This window comes from Microbacterium sp. PI-1 (genome assembly GCF_004337555.1).
Taxonomy (GTDB): Bacteria; Actinomycetota; Actinomycetes; order Actinomycetales; family Microbacteriaceae; genus Microbacterium; species Microbacterium aurugineum.
The window spans coordinates 229,947-249,730 of sequence record NZ_SJYZ01000002.1; the positions used below are offsets into that span (position 1 = coordinate 229,947).

20 protein-coding genes and 2 tRNA genes are annotated in these 19,784 nt (G+C 66.5%); 3 read left to right on the top strand and 19 right to left on the bottom strand.

Annotated features, from left to right (window positions below; translation table 11 throughout):
• Positions 1 to 11: 11 nt before the first annotated feature.
• The 7 genes from deoC to E0W80_RS03060 all read right to left on the bottom strand — a co-directional run bounded on the left by deoC (position 12) and on the right by E0W80_RS03060 (position 5,619).
• Entirely contained in the window at positions 12 to 1,013 is a 1,002-nt protein-coding gene (deoC, locus tag E0W80_RS03030; protein WP_047524018.1) for a deoxyribose-phosphate aldolase, read from the bottom strand.
• A complete protein-coding gene (locus E0W80_RS03035) occupies positions 1,010 to 1,945 on the bottom strand; it encodes a sugar-binding domain-containing protein (RefSeq protein WP_047524019.1) in 936 nt (311 codons plus the stop codon). The genes deoC and E0W80_RS03035 overlap by 4 nt, the downstream gene beginning before the upstream one ends.
• A 156-nt stretch (positions 1,946 to 2,101) precedes the next feature.
• Positions 2,102 to 2,743, bottom strand: a complete 642-nt coding sequence (locus tag E0W80_RS03040; RefSeq protein ID WP_047524020.1) for an ATP-dependent Clp protease proteolytic subunit — start codon at positions 2,741 to 2,743, stop codon at positions 2,102 to 2,104.
• A 20-nt stretch (positions 2,744 to 2,763) separates the two neighbouring features.
• Positions 2,764 to 3,360 (bottom strand): ATP-dependent Clp protease proteolytic subunit, encoded by a 597-nt coding sequence (locus E0W80_RS03045; protein WP_017830295.1) that lies wholly within the window; start codon positions 3,358 to 3,360, stop codon positions 2,764 to 2,766.
• Between the two features lie 81 nt (positions 3,361 to 3,441).
• Positions 3,442 to 3,939, bottom strand: a complete 498-nt coding sequence (locus tag E0W80_RS03050; RefSeq protein ID WP_131491247.1) for a tetratricopeptide repeat protein — start codon at positions 3,937 to 3,939, stop codon at positions 3,442 to 3,444.
• Positions 3,940 to 4,007: 68 nt separating this feature from the next.
• A complete protein-coding gene (tig, locus tag E0W80_RS03055) occupies positions 4,008 to 5,483 on the bottom strand; it encodes a trigger factor (RefSeq protein ID WP_131491248.1) in 1,476 nt (491 codons plus the stop codon).
• Between the two features lie 62 nt (positions 5,484 to 5,545).
• Positions 5,546 to 5,619, bottom strand: a tRNA-Pro gene (locus E0W80_RS03060).
• 108 nt (positions 5,620 to 5,727) lie between these two features.
• Between E0W80_RS03060 and E0W80_RS03065 the strand changes: the two genes are divergently transcribed.
• Together E0W80_RS03065 and E0W80_RS03070 are read left to right on the top strand one after the other, a co-directional pair.
• Positions 5,728 to 5,801, top strand: a tRNA-Gly gene (locus E0W80_RS03065).
• 121 nt (positions 5,802 to 5,922) lie between these two features.
• Positions 5,923 to 7,149 (top strand): hypothetical protein, encoded by a 1,227-nt coding sequence (locus E0W80_RS03070; RefSeq protein ID WP_131491249.1) that lies wholly within the window; start codon positions 5,923 to 5,925, stop codon positions 7,147 to 7,149.
• A gap of 72 nt (positions 7,150 to 7,221) precedes the next feature.
• Here the strand turns inward: E0W80_RS03070 and E0W80_RS03075 are convergent, their stop codons facing one another.
• The 11 genes from E0W80_RS03075 to E0W80_RS03125 all read right to left on the bottom strand — a co-directional run bounded on the left by E0W80_RS03075 (position 7,222) and on the right by E0W80_RS03125 (position 19,139).
• Complete coding sequence (locus E0W80_RS03075; RefSeq protein WP_017830291.1) at positions 7,222 to 7,575, bottom strand: RNA polymerase-binding protein RbpA; 354 nt, start codon at positions 7,573 to 7,575, stop codon at positions 7,222 to 7,224.
• Complete coding sequence (gene secG / locus E0W80_RS03080; protein WP_047524024.1) at positions 7,575 to 7,823, bottom strand: preprotein translocase subunit SecG; 249 nt, start codon at positions 7,821 to 7,823, stop codon at positions 7,575 to 7,577. The genes E0W80_RS03075 and secG overlap by 1 nt, the downstream gene beginning before the upstream one ends.
• Before the next feature lie 81 nt (positions 7,824 to 7,904).
• Entirely contained in the window at positions 7,905 to 8,696 is a 792-nt protein-coding gene (tpiA, locus tag E0W80_RS03085) for a triose-phosphate isomerase (protein WP_131491250.1), read from the bottom strand.
• On the bottom strand, positions 8,687 to 9,901 hold the full coding sequence (locus E0W80_RS03090) for a phosphoglycerate kinase (protein ID WP_131491251.1): 1,215 nt from the start codon (positions 9,899 to 9,901) through the stop codon (positions 8,687 to 8,689). Before E0W80_RS03090 ends, tpiA begins: the two co-directional genes overlap by 10 nt.
• Before the next feature lie 10 nt (positions 9,902 to 9,911).
• Positions 9,912 to 10,922, bottom strand: coding sequence for a type I glyceraldehyde-3-phosphate dehydrogenase (gene gap / locus E0W80_RS03095; protein ID WP_047524027.1), 1,011 nt, complete (start codon positions 10,920 to 10,922; stop codon positions 9,912 to 9,914).
• A gap of 116 nt (positions 10,923 to 11,038) precedes the next feature.
• The gene (locus tag E0W80_RS03100; protein ID WP_131491252.1) at positions 11,039 to 11,665 is read right to left on the bottom strand and encodes a superoxide dismutase; all 627 of its coding nucleotides are present in this window, start codon (positions 11,663 to 11,665) and stop codon (positions 11,039 to 11,041) included.
• Between the two features lie 185 nt (positions 11,666 to 11,850).
• Positions 11,851 to 12,828 (bottom strand): DNA-binding protein WhiA, encoded by a 978-nt coding sequence (gene whiA / locus E0W80_RS03105; RefSeq protein ID WP_017830285.1) that lies wholly within the window; start codon positions 12,826 to 12,828, stop codon positions 11,851 to 11,853.
• A gap of 67 nt (positions 12,829 to 12,895) precedes the next feature.
• On the bottom strand, positions 12,896 to 13,768 hold the full coding sequence (gene rapZ, locus E0W80_RS03110) for an RNase adapter RapZ (protein WP_047524029.1): 873 nt from the start codon (positions 13,766 to 13,768) through the stop codon (positions 12,896 to 12,898).
• 34 nt (positions 13,769 to 13,802) lie between these two features.
• Positions 13,803 to 15,710: an excinuclease ABC subunit UvrC gene (uvrC, locus tag E0W80_RS03115; protein ID WP_131491253.1), complete on the bottom strand. Its 1,908-nt coding sequence runs from the start codon at positions 15,708 to 15,710 to the stop codon at positions 13,803 to 13,805.
• The gene (uvrA, locus tag E0W80_RS03120) at positions 15,710 to 18,598 is read right to left on the bottom strand and encodes an excinuclease ABC subunit UvrA (RefSeq protein ID WP_047524031.1); all 2,889 of its coding nucleotides are present in this window, start codon (positions 18,596 to 18,598) and stop codon (positions 15,710 to 15,712) included. The genes uvrC and uvrA overlap by 1 nt, the downstream gene beginning before the upstream one ends.
• A gap of 97 nt (positions 18,599 to 18,695) precedes the next feature.
• The gene (locus E0W80_RS03125; RefSeq protein ID WP_131491254.1) at positions 18,696 to 19,139 is read right to left on the bottom strand and encodes a MarR family transcriptional regulator; all 444 of its coding nucleotides are present in this window, start codon (positions 19,137 to 19,139) and stop codon (positions 18,696 to 18,698) included.
• Positions 19,140 to 19,184: 45 nt separating this feature from the next.
• Here E0W80_RS03125 and E0W80_RS03130 point away from each other — a divergent pair, with 45 nt between their 5' ends.
• On the top strand, positions 19,185 to 19,427 hold the full coding sequence (locus tag E0W80_RS03130; RefSeq protein WP_081997077.1) for a hypothetical protein: 243 nt from the start codon (positions 19,185 to 19,187) through the stop codon (positions 19,425 to 19,427).
• Between the two features lie 2 nt (positions 19,428 to 19,429).
• Here the strand turns inward: E0W80_RS03130 and E0W80_RS03135 are convergent, their stop codons facing one another.
• Positions 19,430 to 19,780 carry a TfoX/Sxy family protein gene (locus E0W80_RS03135; protein ID WP_240740444.1) on the bottom strand — a complete coding sequence of 117 codons (351 nt, stop codon included), beginning with the start codon at positions 19,778 to 19,780 and terminating at the stop codon, positions 19,430 to 19,432.
• Positions 19,781 to 19,784: the final 4 nt, after the last annotated feature.

Consider the following 19,784-nt stretch of genomic DNA (forward strand, 5'->3'; position numbering starts at 1 on the left):
TCGTCTTCCCGTCAGTCGATCGTGACGTAGTCGGGGCCCGAGTAGTGGCCGGAAGTGAGCTTCTGACGCTGCAGGAGAACGTCGTTGAGGAGGCTGGAGGCTCCGAAACGGAAGAGGTGCGGCTGCAGCCACTCCTCGCCCACCGTCTCGGCGACGGTGACCAGGTACTTCACCGCGTCCTTCGAGGAGCGGATGCCACCGGCGGGCTTCACACCGATCTTCTCCCCGGTCCCGCGATACCAATCGCGGACGGTCTCGAGCATGAGCAGCGTCGTGGGGAGCGTCGCAGCTGGCTGGACCTTGCCGGTCGAGGTCTTGATGAAGTCGCCGCCGGCAAGGATGCCGAGCCAGGACGCGCGCTTGATGTTGTCGTACGTGTTCAGCTCACCGGTCTCGAGGATCACCTTGAGAGAGGCGTACGAGCCGTCCTCACGCCGGCAGGCTTCCTTGACCTGGGCGATCTGGTCGAACACGAGCCCGTAGCGGCCGGAGAGGAACGCCCCGCGGTCGATGACCATGTCGATCTCGTCAGCTCCGGCGGCGACCGCCTCAGCGGTGTCGGCGAGCTTGATCGCGAGCGATGAGCGCCCACTCGGGAATGCCGTGGCCACCGCCGCGACCGAGATCAGACCGTCGTCGGGGTCGCCGTGCAGACCGCCGAGCGCGCTCACCGCGTCGCCGACCATGTCGCCGTAGACGCAGACCGCCGCAACGCGCGGTGTCGACGGATCGGCGGCATCGGGGGTCTTCGCCTTGGCGACGAGCGAGCGCACCTTGCCGGGGGTGTCCGCTCCCTCCAGCGTCGTGAGGTCGATCAGCTTGATGATGGTGTCGAGCGCCCAGGCCTTCGACGTGGTCTTGATCGAACGCGTGCCGAGTCCGGCTGCGCGCTGTTCCAGACCGACGGCGTCCACTCCCGGAAGTCCGTGCAGGAAGCGCCGGAGAGTGGCGTCGTCCGGCTCGGCGCCGAGAACATCCACCGCCGCCCTGCGGCTGAGTTCTTTGGTCGTCACTGTTCCTCCAACAATGCTCGTGCTGTGGTCTCATCGGTCACCAGAACGCCGCACAGGCCACTGGTCACGACTGTACGTGCGATGTCGTGCTTGGCGGGACCCGCCGTCACGAAGATCGCATGGGTGGCTCCGCGAAGACGGTCGAGCGAGACGCCGACCGTCCGGGCGTCGAGTTGCGAGTCGACGATGTTGCCCTCCGCGTCGACGTAGCGGCCGAGAACGTCGCCGACCGCGCCTCGGCGTGCGAGTTCCTCCACGTCCTCCGCACGGAGGTATCCGTTCTCGACATGGGCGGACGAGGCATCGCAGGGGCCTGCGGTGAAGAGGAACGCCTGCGCCTCCGCAGCCTCTTCGAGCACGGCCGCGACCGTGCGGTCCGACTCGATGGCCTGCTTGGTCTCGACTCGCTCGAGGATGGCGGGACTGGGGAGCAGCGATACCTGACCCGAGGCCCTCTGGGCGATCGTGACGGCCAGCCCCGCGGCGCCACCCGAACGGCGGTTCAGGCTCACTCCCCCATTGAGCTGCACCACGGTGACACCGTTGGCCCACCCGTCGGGAAGGGCCTCCGCGACGGCGCGCAGGGTGCGACCCCAGCTCACGCCGAGGGTGCGGGGAACCGGTCGCAGAGCGGTGAGGAAGTCGGCCGCGGCTTGCGCGACGCGCTCCAGCGTCCCGTCGTCACCCTCCGGCGAAGGAACGACGACGGCGTCCGTCAGTCCGAACCTCTCGACGAGGAGCCGTTCGAGGCCGAGGCGCCGGGCCCGAGGATGCACGATCTCGATACGCACGATTCCACGTTCCCTCGCCTGAGTGAGCAGACGACCGACCTTCCAGCGGGAGATCTTGAGAAGTCCGCCGATCTCGTCCTGGGTCTTGTCCTCGTCGTAATACAGCTCGGCGACGCGAACCATGAGCAGATCTTCTTCCACGGCATCCTCCTTCCTCCTCCAGGGTAGGCCCAATACTGCGTCCGCGCACCTGTGTGCTCATATGCGCAGATCGAGCGAAGGAGGTTGCACATCCGCCGGAGACGACGAAAGGACGCCCGTCAGATCCGACGGGCGCCCTTTCGATGTCATAGACGCTCAGACGCGCTTGCGCGTGGTGAGCACCTGGTCGACGATGCCGTACTCGAGTGCCTGCGTGGCGGAGAGGATGTTGTCGCGATCGATGTCGCGGTTCACCTGCTCCGGGGTGCGGTTCGTGTGCCCGGCCAGGGTCTCCTCGAGCCAGGTCCGCATGCGGAGGATCTCCGCGGCCTGGATCTCGATGTCGGAAGCCTGTCCGTGACCGGCTTCGCCCATCGCGGGCTGGTGGATGAGCACGCGAGCGTTCGGAAGCGCGAGTCGCTTGCCCGGCGCACCGGCCGCGAGCAGCACGGCGGCCGCCGAGGCCGCCTGCCCGAGGACCACGGTCTGGATCTGCGGCGCGACGTACTGCATCGTGTCGTAGATCGCCGTCATCGCGGTGAACGAGCCACCGGGCGAGTTGATGTACATCGTGATGTCGCGCTCGGAGTCCTGGCTCTCCAGGACGAGGAGCTGAGCCATCACATCGTCGGCAGACGCATCGTCGACCTGCACGCCGAGGAAGATCACGCGGTCTTCGAACAGCTTGTTGTACGGGTCCTGACGCTTGAAGCCGTAGGCGGTGCGCTCCTCGAACTGCGGGAGCACGTAGCGGCTGGAGGGCAGGTCACCGGATGAGCGGAAGGTGGGTGTGTACATGAGCGTCCTTTCGCTTTCCGTTACTCGGTGTCCTGGTCGGTTCCGCCGCCGCCGATGACGTCGGAGGCCGATTCGCGGATGTGGTCGACGAAGCCGTATTCCAGCGCTTCCTCGGCGGTGAACCAGCGGTCGCGGTCACCATCGGCGTTGATCTGCTCGACCGACTTGCCGGTCTGGGCCGCGGTGATCTCCGCGAGACGGTTCTTCATCGACATGATGAGCTGCGCCTGGGTCTGGATGTCACTCGACGTCCCGCCGAAGCCACCGTGCGGCTGGTGAAGCAGCACACGCGCGTTCGGGGTGATGTAGCGCTTGCCCTTGGTGCCCGCGGTCAGGAGCAGCTGCCCCATCGATGCGGCCATACCGATTCCGACCGTGACGATATCGTTCGGCACGAACTGCATCGTGTCGTAGATCGCCATGCCGGCGGTGATCGAGCCACCGGGCGAGTTCACGTAGAGGTAGATGTCTCGCTCGGAGTCCTCTGCGGCGAGAAGAAGGATCTTCGCGCAGATCTCGTTCGCGTTCTCGTCTCGCACCTCCGAGCCGAGCCAGATGATGCGGTCCTTCAGCAACCTGTCGAAGACGCTCGTTGCGAGGAGGGGTTCTGCAGCCATGTCAGCTCCTGATTCCGTGTTTCAGTGATTCGAATCTACCGGCGCAGGCGCGGCACCCAGGCCGTGTTCGCCGTCGGCATATCAGGTGTCGGCGTCAGCGATCTCGAGGGCGTATGCCGTCATCGACCGGTGGTAACGCGGAAGGTGGGGCACCAGGGCGAGCAACGCCACGGAGAGGCCCTGTGCCGGCCGACCCGCGCTCGCGAGGATGAGCGCGTGCACCGTGGCGACGGCATCGCGGTACGGACCGTCGGCCGACCGTTCCTCCTCCGCGCGGATGACGGCGAGGGCGTCGTCGTACTCACCGAGGTTCCGCAGCGAACTCGCCAGCTGGATCACGCACTGCGGACGGTGCTCCTCGTCGATCCCCAGCGCGAGAGCACGTCGATACAGCGCGACCGCTTCGGCCGGCAAGCCCGCGGAGTCGCGGGCACCGGCCCGTTCGAACTCCGCACGGGCGTCATCGGGTCCGCGTTCCGCGGCCAGTGCGTCGATGCGCGCGATCGTGTCGGCTCCGACCTCCTCGCCGGAGGCCTGCGCCCACACCTCATCCACGCGCTCGTCCCAGCTCTTCGTCATGGTTGTCCCCTCGATAGGAAAAGAGGGCGGATGCCGCAGCATCCGCCCTCTTCACTGGATCGTGTAGATCACTCGGCCTTGTCGGCAGCCTTCTTGGCCGGAGCCTTCTTGGCAGCCGGCTTCTTGGCGGCCGGCTTCTCGGCCTCGTCAGCCTCGTCGGCCTTCTTGGCCGGAGCCTTCTTGGCGGCCGGCTTCTTGGCCGGCGCCTTCTTGGCGGGCTTCTCCTCGGCCTCGGCGGTCTCAGCCTCAGCCTCAGCGGCCTCGTCATCGGTCACGATGAAGTCGGACAGGTCGACGGCCTTGCCGTTGCTGTCGACGACCTTCACCTTGCCGAGCGCGATCGCGAGGGCCTTGTTGCGGGCGACCTCACCGACGAGCGCGGGGAGCTGGTTCGAGGACTGCAGAGCCTCGACGAACTCCTGCGGAGCCATGCCGTACTGCGCAGCCGACTGGATGAGGTACTGGCTGAGCTCCTCCTGCGAGACCTGCACGTCGGCCTGTTCGGCGATCGTGTCGAGCAGCACCTGCGTGCGGAACTGCTTCTCGCTCGCCTCGGTGACCTCGGCACGGTGCACGTCGTCCTCGAGACGGCCTTCGCCCTCGAGGTGGTTATGGACCTCGTCTTCGATGAGCTGCGGCGGAACCGGGATCTCGATCTGCTCGAGAAGCACCTCGACCAGCTTGTCGCGCGCCGCGGAGCCCTGCGTGAAGACGCCCTGCTGAGCGACACGCTCGGCGAGGCTCTCGCGGAGTTCCGCGATCGTGTCGAACTCGCTCGCGATCTGAGCGAAGTCGTCGTCCGCCTCGGGCAGCTCGCGCTCCTTGACGGCCTTGACCGTCACGGAGACCTCGGCCTCGGAGCCGGCGTGGTCGCCACCGACGAGAGCCGAGCGGAACGTGGTGTCCTCACCCGCGGTGAGGGACTCGATCGCGTCGTCGATGCCCTCAAGCAGCTCGCCGGAGCCGATCTCGTAGGAGACGCCCTCGGCGCGGTCGATCTCGGCGCCGTCGATGGTGGCGACGAGGTCGAGGTCCACGAAGTCACCCTTTGTGGCCGGACGGTCGACCGGGACGAGCGTGCCGAAGCGGGCACGCATGTTGTCGAGCTCAGCGTCGAGCGCAGCGTCATCCGCCTCGACGGCGTCGACGGTCACCGTGATGCCGTCGTAGGAGGGGAGCTCGATCTCCGGACGGACGTCCACCTCGATGTCGACGAGCAGATCGCCCGAGAAGTCCTTCTCGCTCGGCCACTGGGTGATATCCGCCGCGGGACGACCGACGACACGCAGCTTGTGCTCGACCGTGGCGTCGCGGAAGAACTTGTCCAGGCCCTCGTTCACCGCGTGCTCGATGACGGCACCGCGGCCGATGCGCTGATCGATGATGGGCGCCGGAACCTTGCCCTTGCGGAAGCCGGGGATCTGCACGTCCTGAGCGATGTGCTCATAGGCGTGCGCGATGCTGGGCTTGAGGTCGTCCGGGGTGACCGTGATGGTGAGCTTGACCCGGGTCGGGGTCAGCTTCTCGACGGTGCTGTTCGCCATGCTGGTGTGTTCTCCTTGTGATTTCCGCGCGGTATCGCGGCTGTAAGGTCCGTGGGGCCGTGTCGGGGCGACAGGAGTTGAACCTGCGACCTCCCGCTCCCAAAGCGGGCGCTCTACCAAGCTGAGCTACGCCCCGGGGAATCCGCACGCAGATTCAGCCCCACCGAGTCTAACGGACCGGAGCATGCGCCAGAGTCCGGTATAGTCGTTGAGTCGGTACCGAGACTTCCGGAGTCTCGGATCCGGGGCTGTAGCTTAGTGGTAAAGCCTTAGTCTTCCAAACTAATGATGCGGGTTCGATTCCCGTCAGCCCCTCCACTCCAGAAGGCCCCCACCCCCGCGGTGGGGGCCTTCTCGTCTCTCCGCCCGGCAGTCGAATACGCTGACAGCATCGATGCAGGCAGCCACCGGCCGGAAGGCCCCACCGAATGGGCACGATGTGACAATCCCGACCCCGCCACCTCTCGACACGCCGACGCCTTCTTCCGGCGAGCATCGACTACCTGTCGCGTTCTGGTCCACCCCGCCTCCCCTCTCCCCTCCCGCACAGCGGAAAAATCGCCGTGGGCTGATCCTGGGACTGGTCGGCGGCGTCGCGGTGATCGCCGCTCTCTCGATCACGCAGGTGGCTGCGAACCTCGGCTACGACAACGCCGCATCGCGGTACGCCGAGGCCGCGGAGACGGCGTCCACGGCGAAGACGGAGGTCGGCAGCGACATCACCGAACTGCGCGATGTCACCGATGCGGCGGAGCAGATCCTCTCCGTCGAGAAGCCGGCTGTCGCCGTGGATGCGGAGCTGGGGGCCGCGCTGACCATTGCGACCGAGGACGCGGAGATCGTCGCCGTCTCCGCCGAGGAGATCGTGGCGACCGAGGTTCCCTCATCCGGCGAGAAGCCGGTGTGGTTCTGGGAGCTCTTCGGATCGACGACGCTTCTGGAGCAGCACCTGGCATCGACAAGCCGCCTCTCCGACGATCTGCGCACGGTGACGACCGAGATCGCCACCGTCGGTGACGGTGTCTCCCGGAGCGGGGTGGCCCTTCTCGCGACAGCGGGCGAGGCCGCCGCCGGCTTCGAGAAGGCGCATCTCTCCGCGAGGAACGATGCCGTGATCGCGTTGCGGAACGCCGCTGCAGACGCCGCCGCGACGACCACCCTGGACGCCGCTGCGGCGACGACGTACCTGTCCCTGCAGGGAGCCGCCGCCGAGGTCGTCGCCACCGAGGCCCAAGAACTGGCGGAGAAGGCGGGGCCCCTGCAGAACGCGAGACTGGAGATCGAGGCCTTCGCGCGGTCACTCGCCCCCGGAGTCCTGCTGGAGTTCGACTGGGCTCCCGTGGTGAACGGTGCGGGGTACAACGGCAGCATGGGCGGCTACACGACGTGGTGGTGGGACGACCCGGATCGCGCGATCATCGAGTTGTCGAACTCGGTCGCCGAACAGTGGCCCGCCGAGCGGAGCAAAGCACTCGTCGCACACGAGGTGGGCCACGCGATCAGCGTGAAGTGCGAGGACATGTACGACGCCTCCACGCAGGACAGCATCGAGAAGTGGGCGACCGCCTGGGCGATCAGCATGGGATACACCGATGACGCCAACGGAGTCTGGGCATACGGCTACCCGCCGCAGGAGTACATCGACGCCGCTGCCGGGTGCCGCTGAGCCCCGCACCCGGGCGAGACGAGAGAAGCCGCCGCGAGTGATCGCGGCGGCTTCTTCGATGTCAGGTCGAGGTCACTGGCCCCGACGCTCACGCAGCTGCGTGAGCGCGTCGTCGAGCAGCTGGACCGCTTCCTCGTCTGTACGACGCTCCTTCACGTACGCGAGGTGCGTCTTATAGGGCTCCGCCTTCGCGAGCGCAGGCGGATTCTCCTTGTCGCGTCCGGCAGGCAGACCGGACTGCGGGTGGTCGATCGTCTCCGGGATCTCCTCTTCCGGGAGACCGGCTGCGAAGTAGCGCACGGTCTCGTTGCCGAGCCCGTCCCAGTACGAGACCGCGATGCGGTCGGCGTGATAACCGTGGTCCTGCTCCCCCATCGGGCCGGAGCCCACGCGGGTGCCGCGGATCGCGTTTCCACCGGTAGCCATCAGATGACCTCGAATTTCGTGATGAGGCCCAGCGCGACGATGGAGATAAACCACGTCAGAGCCAGGACGACGGTGAAGCGGTTCAGGTTCCGCTCCGCAAGGCCGGAGGAGCCGACGGCAGACGTCATGCCGCCACCGAACATGTCGGACAAGCCACCGCCGCGACCTTTGTGCAAGAGGATGAGGAGGGTCAGCAGGACGCTGGTGATACCCAGCACGACCTGCAGGACGAACTCAAGAATTGCCACGAGAAAGAGCCTTTCGATGGGGCCGGAGCGCCCCCGTAACGGTCAAGTATACGGTGCAGCGGGGCCGCAGCCCCGCTGCACTCACACGCCGACGTGCTTCTCGAAGCGGATGATCGCCGCGAACTCGTCCACGACGAGGCTTGCCCCGCCGACGAGAGCGCCGTCCACATCGGGCTCACGCATGAAGCTGGCGATGTTCGCCGCCTTCACGGACCCGCCGTAGAGGATCCGCGTGCGCGCGGCGGCCTCGTCGCCCAGAACCTTCGCGATGACCCCACGCAGGGAGGCGCAGACATCCTGCGCCTGCTGCGGAGTCGCCGCCTGACCGGAGCCGATGGCCCACACCGGCTCGTACGCCACGACGATGTCCGCCTGCGCGGAGACGCCCTGGAGTGCGGCCTCGAGCTGACCGGCGGGAACCGCGCTCGCCCCGAACTTCTCGAGGTCCTCTGCCGTCTCACCGACGCAGATCACCGGAACGAGGCCATGCTTGAGGGAAGCCTGCACCTTGGCCGCCACGACGTCGTCGCCTTCGGAGTGGTACTCGCGACGCTCGGAGTGGCCGATGATGACGTACTTCGCGTCGAGCTTCGCCAGGAATGCGCCCGATACCTCGCCGGTGTATGCACCGGAGTCGTGCGCCGAGACATCCTGCGCGCCGAGAGCGAAGGGGATCTTGTCCGCATCGATGAGCGTCTGCACGCTGCGGATGTCCGTGAAGGGCGGGAAGACCGCCACCTCGACGGACCCGTCTTCATGCTTCGCATCCTTCAACGTCCAGTGCAGCTTCTGCACGAACGCGACCGCCTGAAGGTGGTCGAGATTCATCTTCCAGTTTCCCGCGATCAGCGGGGTACGGGAGTTCACGCCCATCCGAGGACCTCCAGCCCAGGTAGTTTCTTGCCCTCGAGGAATTCGAGGCTCGCGCCGCCGCCGGTCGAGATATGACCGAACTGTTCATCGGAGAAGCCCAGCTGACGCACCGCGGCAGCGGAGTCGCCCCCGCCGACGACACTGAGACCGTCGACCTCGGTGAGCGCCTGCGCGACGGCCTTGGTCCCCGCTGCGAAGGCGGGGAACTCGAACACGCCCATCGGGCCGTTCCAGAACACCGTCTTCGAGTCGCGGATCACCTCGGCGAATCGCGCAGCCGTCTCGGGACCGATGTCCAGGCCGATGCCCGAGGCGCCGAACGGCGTGGATTCGATGGCATCGGCCGCAGCGACCTCGTGCGCGGCGTCCGCGCCGAAGGACGCGGCGACGACGACGTCGGTGGGGAGCACGAGCTCCACACCGCGCTCGGCGGCTTCGGCGATGTAGCCACGAACGGTGTCGAGCTGGTCCTCCTCCAGGAGGCTCGATGCCACGGCGTGGCCCTGTGCCTTGAGGAAGGTGAACAGCATCCCGCCGCCGACGAGGATCTTGTCGACCCGCGGAAGCAGATGCGAGATGACGCCGAGCTTGTCGCTGACCTTCGAGCCTCCGAGCACGACCGCGTAGGGACGCTCCGGATTCTCGGTCAGACGGTCCAGCACATCGAGCTCGGCTGCGATCAGCAGACCGGCAGCGGAAGGCAGCAACTCGGCGAGTTCGTAGACGCTCGCCTGCTTGCGATGCACCACCCCGAACCCGTCGGAGACGAGCACGTCGCCGAGCTTCGCGAGCTCTGCCGCGAAGGCCGCACGCGTCGCCTCATCCTTCGAGGTCTCCCCCGGGTTGAACCGCAGGTTCTCGATGACGACGACTCCACCGTCCTCGAGCGACTCGACGGCATCCGTCGCCGACTCGCCGACCGTGTCGCGTGCGAACGCGACCGGGGAGCCGAGGAGTTCGGAGAGGCGTTGCGCCACCGGCTCCAGGCTGTACTGCGGGTCGGGCGCGCCGTCCGGGCGTCCGAGGTGGGAGCACACGATGACGCGGGCGCCCGCGTTGATCAGTGTGTTGAGGGTCGGCAGCGAGGCGCGGACACGGCCATCGTCCGTGATGATCCCATCCCGCAGGGGGACGTTGAGATCACAACGGACGATGACACGCTTGCCCTCGAGCGACCCCAGAGTGTCCAGGGTGCGCAGAGTCATGTTTCTGAGTTTAGAGGCGCTCGGCCACGTACTCGGTCAGGTCGACCAGACGGTTGGAGTAACCCCACTCGTTGTCGTACCAGCTGGACACCTTGATCAGGTTTCCGCTGACGTTGGTGAGGGTGGAGTCGAAGATCGACGAGTGCGGGTTGTGCACGATGTCGCTCGAGACGATCGGATCCTCGTTGTACTGGAGGAAGCCCGCGAGGCGACCCTCGGCCGCAGCCTTCTTGTAGGCCTCGTTGACCTCGTCGACCGTCAGGTTCTCGCGGTCGGTGATGAGGGTGAGGTCGACGATCGAGCCGGTGGGAACCGGGACGCGGTAGGACGAGCCGCTGAGCTTGCCCTGGAGTTCCGGGAGCACCTCGCCGATCGCCTTGGCAGCGCCGGTCGACGCGGGCGTGATGTTGATCGCGGCGGCGCGTGCACGACGGAGGTCGCTGTGCGGACCGTCCTGCAGGTTCTGGTCTGCGGTGTAGGCGTGCGCGGTCATCATGAAGCCGCGGTCGATTCCGAACGCGTCGTTGAAGACCTGTGCGAGCGGCGCGAGGCAGTTCGTGGTGCACGACGCGTTGGAGATGATGTGGTCCGTCTCCGGGTTGTACGTGTCCTCGTTCACGCCCATCACGAACGTGCCGTCGACACCGGTACCCGGAGCCGAGATGAGGACCTTCTTCGCACCGGCCTCGATGTGCTTCTTGGCGAGTTCGGCCTTGGTGAAGAAACCGGTCGACTCGATGACGATGTCGACACCCAGCTCACCCCACGGAAGACCGGCGGGGTCGCGCTCGGCGAAGGCCTTGATGGTCTTGCCGTTGACGGTGATGCTGTCGTCGTCGTAGCTGATCTCGGCGTCGAGGACGCCGCCGACCGAGTCGTACTTCAGCAGGTGCGCCAGGGTCTTGTTGTCGGTGAGGTCGTTGACGGCGACGATCTCAAGGTCTGCTCCCTGCGCGAGAGCCGCGCGGAAGTAGTTGCGTCCGATGCGGCCGAAGCCGTTGATACCGATCTTGACAGACACTCAGGTCTCCCTGTTTCTCGTGCGCAGCACGCCACTTTCCAGCATGCGTGATGCGCGGGGGTTTTTTGGCTGAGAGAGCGTCCCGACGAGCCGAGGCCCGCCGGGACGCAACCCGACTACGACAGTACCAGCAGGCCGTTCGTCTGCTTACGGGCGACCTCGAGACGCTGGGCGACGTTCTCCCAGTTCGCGATGTTCCACGCCGCCTTGACGTAGTCCGCCTTGACGTTGAGGTAGTCGAGGTAGAACGCGTGCTCCCACATGTCGAGCTGGAACAGCGGAATCGTGCCCTGCGCGGTGTTCGACTGCTGGTCGAACAGCTGCTGGACGATCAGACGCGAGCCGATCGAATCCCAGCTGAGCACGGCCCATCCGGAACCCTGGATGCCGGTGGCGGCAGCCGTGAAGTGCGCCTGGAACTTCTCGAACGAGCCGAAGTACTCGTCGATGGCGGCCTTCAGCTCACCCTCGGGCTGTCCCCCGCCGTTCGGCGACAGGTTCGTCCAGAAGATCGAGTGGTTCACGTGACCACCGAGGTTGAACGCGAGGTCCTTCTCGAGCTTGTTGACGTTCGCGAGGTTGCCGCTCTCACGGGCCTCGGCGAGCTGGTCGAGAGCAGTGTTCGCGCCGGCGACGTAGGCCGCGTGGTGCTTGTCGTGGTGCAGCTCCATGATCTTGCCGCTGATGTGCGGCTCGAGCGCTGCGAAGTCGTAGGGAAGGTCGGGGAGCGTGTAGGTCGCCATATCGCTTTCATCCAATCCGCGCCGCGCCGCGGCGCTTGCCGATCCTCCGCGCCGCCGATGTGCGGCGTAGAGCGGACGTGATTCATCCTACTGACGACAACGCGGATGCGCCCTCGAACCTTCCGCCACATGACGAAGACCCGCGCCCTCATCGTGGGCGGCGGGTCTTCGTCGAAGGATACGGATCAGACGTCGAGTCCGACGGGGACGGCGGCTTCCGTCCCGGGGATGCCCTCCTGCTGCGCGCGCTTGTCCGCCATCGCGAGCAGACGACGGATGCGGCCGGCGACGGCATCCTTCGTCAGGGGTGGATCGGCGTGGTGACCGAGCTCGTCGAGGCTGGCGTCGCGGTGCGCGAGACGAAGCTCACCGGCGACCTTCAGGTGATCGGGCACCTCGTCGGCAAGGATCTCCAACGCCCGCTCGACACGCGCGCACGCGGCCACGGCAGCCTGAGCCGACCGGCGCAGGTTGGCGTCGTCGAAGTTCACCAGGCGGTTGACACCGGCGCGGACCTCACGTCGCTGACGGAGCTCTTCCCACGCGATGGCGGTCTTCTGCGCGCCCATCTCGTTGAGGATCGTGCGAATCGCCTCACCCTCACGCACCACGACCCGAGGCATGCCCCGCACTTCGCGCGCCTTGGCGGCGACACCGAGACGGTGGGCAGCGCCGACGAGTGCCATCGCCGCTTCCGACGAGGGGCAGACGACCTCGAGCATCGCGGATCGACCGGGCTCGCTCAGGGACCCCGCCGCCAGGAACGCGCCGCGCCAGAGACCGGCGACCTCGGCACGAGAGCCGGTGGTGAGGCGGTTCGGAAGCCCGCGCACGGGGCGACGGCGCTGGTCGAGGAGACCGGTCTGGCGCGCGAGGGTCTCGCCCTGGGCGATCACACGGACGGCCCACCGCGCTCCGTCGTTCGCGGTGCTCGACTGCACCTGCGCGATCTCGGGGCGCACTCCGTAGATCTCGGCGAGGTCTCGTGCGACGCGACGTGCGAGCGTCTCAGCGTCCACCTCGGCCTCCACGGCCACGCGACCGGCGATCGAATGCAGACCACCGGCGAACCGGAGGATCGCGGTGACTTCCGCAACCCGCACCGTCGGGGGTGCGTTGCGGATGCTGACCAGCTCGGCCTTGACGTCGGTGGTTAGTGCCACGACACTCCTTCACGTTCACGCGTCGGATCGCGACGCAAACGTCCAGCTTACTCGGACGGAAGGCTCGCTACTCTCGGCCGAGGTCCCGGTGACGGACGCTCACGGCGACGCCCGGGACGGCGGCGAGCCTGCGCGCAAGCTCTTCCGACATCGCGACCGAGCGGTGCTTCCCCCCGGTGCAGCCGATAGCGATCGTCGAGTGACTCTTGTTCTCGCGCTGGTATCCCTCCAGCACCGGCACCAGCGCCGACGAGTAGGCATCCAGGAACTCCGTCGCACCCTCGCGGGAGAGGACGTACTCCCTGACGCGTTCGTCCTGGCCGGTGAGACCGCGCAGCTCCTCATTCCAGAACGGATTCGGCAGGAACCGCATGTCGGCGACGATATCGACGTCGGTCGGCAGCCCGTACTTGAAACCGAAGCTCAGCAGGGTGACGCGGTGACGGGCTTCGCCCTCTTCCGAGAAGATGTCCGAGACCTGGGTCGCCAGCTGATGGATATTCAGCGTGGACGTGTCGATCACCATGTCGGCGCCCTCGCGGATCGGGGCCAGCCGGGTCCGTTCGACACGGATGCCATCGAGCAGGGTACCTTCGCCCTGCAGCGGGTGCGGGCGTCGGACGGACTCGAACCGTCTCACCAGCACATCGTCGGACGCATCGAGGAACAGGACTCGCACGGAGCCGCGCGAGCGCAGGGCACGCGCCACACCCGGGAAGTCGTCGAAGAGATTGCGGCCGCGCACATCGACGACGGCAGCGACCTTCGGCAATGCGGTGCCGCCCATGTCGGTCAAGTCGAGCAGAGGGCGCAGGATCTGCGGCGGAAGGTTGTCGACCACGTACCAGCCGAGATCTTCCAAAGCGTTCGCCACGGTGGTCCGACCCGCGCCGGACATCCCTGTGACGATGAGGAACTCGCCCTTTTCCTCGTCAGCCATTACTCAGTGCTCCCTCTCCCCCTCGGACTCCAGCCTAGCGAGTGGACAGGTGCGTGTGGATGTTCTGGGCGAGCACGGGGCCGATTCCCTGGACTTCTTCGATCTCCGCTGGTGCGGCCGCACGGAGCGCGGTCACCGAGCCGAAATGCTTGAGCAGCACCTTGATCCGTGAACTGCCGAGTCCCGGCACTTCTGCGAGCACGGAACTGATGTCGTTGCGCCGTTTCTTGCGCTGATGCGTGATCGCGAATCGGTGTGCCTCGTCACGCAGTCGTTGCAACAGATAGAGGGCCTCACTCGTGCGAGGCAGGATGACGGGGAAATCGTCTCCGGGCAGCCAGACCTCTTCGAGGCGCTTCGCGATTCCACAGACCGCGATCTCCGTGTGCCCCGCGTCGCGGAGTGCTCGTGCTGCGGCCTCCACCTGGGGCTGCCCGCCATCGACCAGCAGAAGCTGGGGTGGGTAGGCGAAGCGGGGCTTGCGACGCACCGTCGCTGCGCCGACGTCCTCGGACACGACCTCTTCGGTCGTCGGGTCGACCACCTCGGACTCCTCTTCGGGACGGTCGAGATAGGCCAACCGCCGACGGAGCACCTGGTACATCGAATCGGTGTCGTCCGTGGTCTCGGCGATGTTGAACGACCGGTACTGGTCCTTGCGAGGCAGCCCGTCTTCGAAGACGACCATCGACGCGACGACATTCGTCCCTCCGAGGTGAGAGATGTCGAAGCACTCGATCCGCAGCGGGGCTTCGTCCATGCCGAGCGCTTCCTGCAGGTCGGTGAGGGCCTGGGTGCGGGCGACATAGTCTGTCGTGCGTCGAGTCTTGTGCCGGATCAGCGCCTGTTGAGCGTTCAATGTCGCCGTGCGCATCAGGTCGGCGCGCTGGCCGCGCTGGGCGACGGCGATCTCGACTCTCTTGCCGCGTCGCTCGCGCAACCACGTCTCGAGTTCCGCGGCGTCGTCGGGCAGTGTCGGAACCAGGATGCGACGAGGGACGTCCTGCGCTTCACCGTATGCCTGCTGCAGCACCTGCTCGACGAGCTCGCCACTGGAGATGTCGATCTCCTTCTCGATGGTCAGCGCGCGCACACCCCGCACTCGGCCGCCGCGGATCACGAAGTGCTGCACCGCGGCGGAGAGCTCGTCCTCCGCGATGCCGAACAGATCCGCGTCCTCGTCCGCGGGCAGCACGAGCGCACTCTTCCCCAGCACAGCCTCGATCGCGGAGAGCTTGTCGCGGTACTTCGCCGCGGCCTCGTAGTCCATCGCCGCGGATGCAGCCAGCATCTGCTTCGTGAGTTCCCGGGTGAAGCGCTCGTCACCGCCGGCCATGAATGCGACGAAGTCATCGACCATCGCGCGATGCTCCTCGATGCTCACCGTCATCGAGCACGGGCCACCGCACTTGCCGATCTGTCCGGGGAAGCAGGGTCTGCCCGTCTGCATGGCGCGCCGGTAGCTGGAGTCGCTGCAGGTGCGGATCGGAAACGCCTTGATCATCAGATCGATCGTCTCGTGCACCGCCCAGACCTTCGGGAACGGACCGAAATACCGTGCTCCAGGAATCTTCCTGTTTCGGGTGACGATCACGCGAGGTGCCTCGTCCGCGAGCGTCACCGCCATGAAGGGATAGGACTTGTCGTCCTTGTAGCGCACGTTGAAGGGTGGATCGAACTCCTTGATCCACATGTACTCGAGCTGCAGGGAGTCGACATCCGTGGAGACGACGGTCCACTCGACGGAGGCCGCCGTGGTGACCATCCTTCGAGTGCGCTCATGCAGCGTCCGCAGGGGCGCGAAATAGTTCGAGAGCCGTTGACGCAGGTTCTTCGCCTTGCCGACGTAGAGCACGCGCCCGGCGGCATCCCGGAAGCGATACACACCGGGGTCGGTCGGGATCTCCCCCGGGCGCGGCTTGTACGGCAGCACGTCGGCCATCAGCTGGCCTTCCGCGCAGCGCGCCCCTCACCCAGGATCTCGCCGAGGAACAGGCCGGTGTGGCTCTCCTCGACACGCGCGATCTGCTCCGGGGTGCCCGTGGCCACGATCTGACCGCCGCCGGAACCGCCCTCGGGGCCGAGGTCGATCACCCAGTCGGCGGACTTGATGACATCGAGGTTGTGCTCGATGACGATCACGGTGTTGCCCTTGTCGACCAGACCGTTGAGGACCTCGAGGAGCTTGCGAACGTCTTCGAAGTGCAGGCCCGTGGTCGGTTCGTCGAGCACGTAGATGCTGCGTCCGTTGCTCCGGCGCTGCAGCTCGGTGGCGAGTTTGACACGCTGCGCTTCCCCGCCCGAGAGCGTCGTCGCCGACTGCCCCAAACGCACGTAGCCGAGCCCGACGTCGACGAGGGTCTTCATGTAGCGGTGGATGGCCTGGATCGGCTCGAAGAACTCCGCCGCCTCCTCGATCGGCATCTCGAGGACCTCGGCGATGTTCTTGCCCTTGTAGTGCACCGCCAAGGTGTCGCGGTTGTAGCGCTTGCCGTGGCAGACCTCGCAGTCGACATACACGTCGGGCAGGAAGTTCATCTCGATCTTGATGGTGCCGTCGCCGGAACAGGCCTCACAGCGGCCACCCTTGACGTTGAAGCTGAAGCGGCCGGGGAGATACCCGCGGACCTTCGCCTCGGGCGTCTCACTGAACAGGGTGCGGATGCGGTCGAAGACGCCGGTGTACGTCGCCGGGTTCGATCGCGGGGTGCGGCCGATCGGCGCCTGGTCCACGTGCACGACCTTGTCGAGGTTGTCGAGTCCCGTCACGCGCGTGTGCTTTCCCGGAACCGTGCGGGCACCGTTCAACCGAGAAGCGAGCACCTGGTAGAGGATGTCGTTGACGAGCGACGACTTTCCGGAACCGCTCACGCCGGTGACCGCGGTCAGCACGCCCAACGGGAAGTCAGCCGTGACGTTGCGGAGGTTGTTCGCCCGCGCACCGACGACACTCAGCATCCGCTTCTTGTCGATCTTGCGACGCTTCGTCGGCATCGGGATCTCGCGGCGGCCGGAGAGATACTCCCCCGTCATTGACGCGCTGTCGTTGAGCAGAGCCGAGTAGGGGCCCGAATGCACGACTTCGCCGCCGTTGACGCCGGCACCGGGTCCGATGTCGACGACCCAGTCTGCCGCTTCGATCGTCTCCTCGTCGTGTTCCACCACGATGAGCGTGTTGCCGAGATCGCGCAGCGTGAGCAGGGTCTCGATCAGGCGACGGTTGTCACGCTGGTGGAGTCCGATGGAGGGCTCGTCGAGCACGTAGAGCACGCCGGTGAGGCCGGAACCGATCTGCGTGGCCAACCGGATGCGCTGCGCCTCACCACCCGAGAGCGAACCCGCCGAGCGGCTGAGATTGAGGTACGAGAGCCCGACCTGCAGCAGGAAGTCGAGACGAAGCCGGATCTCACGCAGAACCTGCGCAGCGATCTTCGCCTCGCGGTCGGTGAGGGTCAGCGTCTCCATGAACGCGCGGGCGTCGGCGAGGCTCAGGTGCGAGACCTCTGCGATCGAGTGCCCGTGGACCTGGACGGCGAGCACCTCGGGCTTGAGCCGGTCGCCGTCGCAGACCGGGCACGGCACCTCGCGGAGGTATTCGCCCCACCGGTTGCGCTGGTTATCCGACTCCGCCTGCAGGTACTGCCTCTCGATGTAGGGCACCACGCCCTCGAAACCGGAGGCGTAGCGCATCTCACGCCCGTAACGGTTCTTCCACTTGACGGTGACCTTGTAGTTCTCCCCCCGCAGCACGGCGTCCTGCACATCGGAGTGGAGCTCGCGCCAGGGCGTGTCCAACGAGAAGTCGAGGTCACGCGAGAGCCCTTCGAGAAGGCGCTCGTAGTACTGGAACAGACCCTTGCCCTGGGTGGTCCAGGGGATGATGACACCCTCACGGATCGAGAGGTCTTCGTCGCCGAGCATCAGGTCGACGTCGACGGACATCCGGGTGCCGAGGCCGGAGCACGCGGGGCAGGCACCGAACGGCGCGTTGAAAGAGAACGTGCGGGGCTCGATCTCGGTGAGAGTGAGCGCGTGCCCATTCGGACATGCCAGCTTCTCGGAGAACGTCTGCCACGCGTCGTCGCCCTCGCCGTCGACGTAGTTGATCTGCACCACTCCCCCGGCGAGCCCGAGTGCGGTCTCGACGGAGTCGGTGACGCGACCGAGGATGTCATCGGAAGCGACGAGGCGGTCGACCACCACGGCGATGTCGTGCTTGTAGCTCTTCTTGAGCGTCGGCGGCTCAGCGAGCTGGATCAGTTCCCCGTCGACGATCGCACGGGAGTACCCCTTGGCACCGAGTTCGCGGAACAGGTCGACGAACTCGCCCTTCTTCTGCGAGACGATCGGGGCGACGACCTGGTACCGGGTGCGCTCGGGCAGCTCCATGAGCTGATCGGCGATCTGCTGCACCGTCTGACGCTGGATCCGCTCACCGCACTCGGGACAGTGCGGGACGCCGATGCGCGCCCAGAGGAGACGCATGTAGTCGTAGATCTCGGTGATGGTGCCGACGGTCGACCGCGGGTTGCGGTTGGTGGACTTCTGGTCGATCGAGACCGCCGGGCTCAGCCCCTCGATGAAGTCGACGTCTGGACGGTCGACCTGACCGAGGAACTGGCGCGCATAGGCGCTCAGCGATTCGACATAGCGACGCTGCCCCTCGGCGAAGATCGTGTCGAACGCGAGACTGGACTTCCCCGACCCGGACAGGCCGGTGAACACGACCAGGGAGTCGCGTGGGATGTCGATGTCGACGTTCTTGAGATTGTGGACGCGGGCACCGCGGACACTGAGTTTTCCTGAGGAAGCAACGGGGACGATGGGCACCCGACAAGTCTACGAGGGGCCACCGACATCGGCTCCGCTGGAGCCTCTCGCGATCTCTTCCGCCTCCGACGCGGGTCGAGGCGAAAGCGATGACGAGTCAGCCGAGCTCGGGACGCCGCCCTGCGAACGGGCTGAGGCCGTCCCTGAGTGCCGCGATCTCGTCGACGTCCATACCCACCGCCTCCATGACTCGACGAGGGACGTCGACGGCTCTCTCGCGCAGGGCCGCCCCCGCCGTCGTCAGCGTGATCTCGAGGCGCCTTTCGTCCTCAGTGCTGCGTTGCCTGGCCACCAGCCCCTCAGATTCGAGCCGCTTGACCAGAGGCGATGCCGTGGCCGGTTCGAGTGCGAGGTCGACCGCCAGCTCATTCAACGTGCGCGGGGCCTTCTCCCAGAGCGCGAGCATCACGAGGTACTGCGGATGCGTGAGCCCCAACGGCTCCAGGATCGGTCGGTAGAGGGCGACGACATTGCGCGCCGCGGTCACCAGCGCGAAGCACAGCTGGTTCTCCAACTTGAGCAGGTCATCGGTCGCCGTCACAGGGGAAACTATACATCCGCGCTAATCATTAGTACACTAACCAACATGGCAAAGGACTCGGACCGCCCACCCCTCCGTACGCGCATCCGCGAGGCAGGGGGCGTCTACTCCTGGGTGAACACGAACCTGATCCGGTTCGCGGGCCCCGCCTCGGTCGGTCCGTACGAGAAGACTCCTCCGCCCAGCCCTGCGGAACGAGCCGAACGGGCATGTCCGCTCTGCGGGGCACCCATGACGCTGCACACGATCGACCGTTCCGGGCCGAAACCGCTCGTGCACTGCCCCTGATGTCAGTCCGTCTCCGGCGTCGCCACGGCTGACCCTGTCGACTCCCGCGCGACGTCGAGCCAGAACATCAGCTCGTCGTCGTCTTCGATCACACCGGGCACGACGTCGAGCCAGCCTGAGCTCATCGTGCGTGATCCCATCACCGCGCGCGCGGCTCCCGGTCGGGTGAGCAGCGTCGCCCCGCTCTCGTCATCGACCCGCACCAGGAGGACGCCGCCCGGTCGCGCTCCCAAGAGGATGCGGCCGTCGTCGAGGAAGGCCCGCGTGCCGAACATGCGCCGCTCCTCGATCTCGACGTCGGCGCTCAACAGTGCCCTGATCCGGTCGGCGAGTTCGTCTCCTGCTGCATCCATCGAT